Annotated in this window: 1 protein-coding gene; it reads left to right on the top strand. The window is 42.6% G+C overall.

The genetic code is table 11. The annotated features are described in order from the left end of the window. Positions 1–218: 218 nt before the first annotated feature. Positions 219–797, top strand: coding sequence for a tyrosine-type recombinase/integrase (locus tag RW114_RS20740; RefSeq protein WP_340124622.1), 579 nt, complete (start codon positions 219–221; stop codon positions 795–797). Positions 798–916 lie beyond the last annotated feature (119 nt).

Below are 916 nucleotides of genomic sequence, written 5' to 3'. Positions count from 1 at the left end.
AACCATTATTGAAATAGAAGGAGAAAGTTATCGAAAAAAACAGAGCTTAAAAAAATAATCAAAATTTTTTAACTAAAACCGGCCAAGGTAATTGTCGTCACCCGGACAGGATAGTTGACGCCGGACACTCCTGGCCGGTTTACGCCCATTAGTCACAGACTGCTTACTGGAAACAGCATGACAATAAGACTCCTTAACCTAAGTTTTAGGAGTTTGTCATGAAGCAAGATACCAATGATCAAAATAACCAGCAAGTCCCATGGAACAAGGGAAAATTGATTGGTCAGAAATCACCGCTCAAATTGAAAGAGATTTGGGAAATTCGTATTCGTTTACAGATGACTAAGAACACTCGTGAGTTGGCGTTGTTCAACTTATCCATTGATAGCAAGTTGCGCGGCTGCGATCTGGTGACACTTCGAATCAACGATGTAGCTCAAAGTAACCGCGTGTCATCGCGGGCCATTATCATGCAACAGAAAACGCATCGTCCTGTTCAGTTCGAGATAACAGAACAGACCAGAAATTCGCTTGAAGCGTGGATCAACCAAGCCAAGCTCAAATCTGATCATTATCTGTTCCCTAGTCGAATTCATAATTCGCCCCATCTATCAACAAGGCAATATGCTCGTATTGTCGAACACTGGGTAAAGTCTATTGGCCTCAACCCAGCGGCCTATGGAACACATACTATGCGGCGAACCAAAGCTACACTTGTGTATCGGAGAACGAAAAATTTGCGAGCTGTTCAACTTTTACTTGGTCATTCCAAACTTGAAAGCACTGTCAGATTATAGTGGACCCCATTGTCCAGACAAATAATGCCTTAATTTAAGATAGAGCCCTGTTCACACTCCAGCTGAATGGCGCTGTCCCAATTTTTTTATACGGGAACTGATATTTCTGCCGCTCCGTA

The sequence above is a fragment of the Methylobacter svalbardensis genome (assembly GCF_037671525.1).
GTDB classification, from domain to species: domain Bacteria; phylum Pseudomonadota; class Gammaproteobacteria; order Methylococcales; family Methylomonadaceae; genus Methylobacter_A; species Methylobacter_A svalbardensis.
The sequence above is the reverse complement of the archived record's forward strand: the minus strand, read 5'-3'. Positions and strand labels throughout refer to the sequence as shown.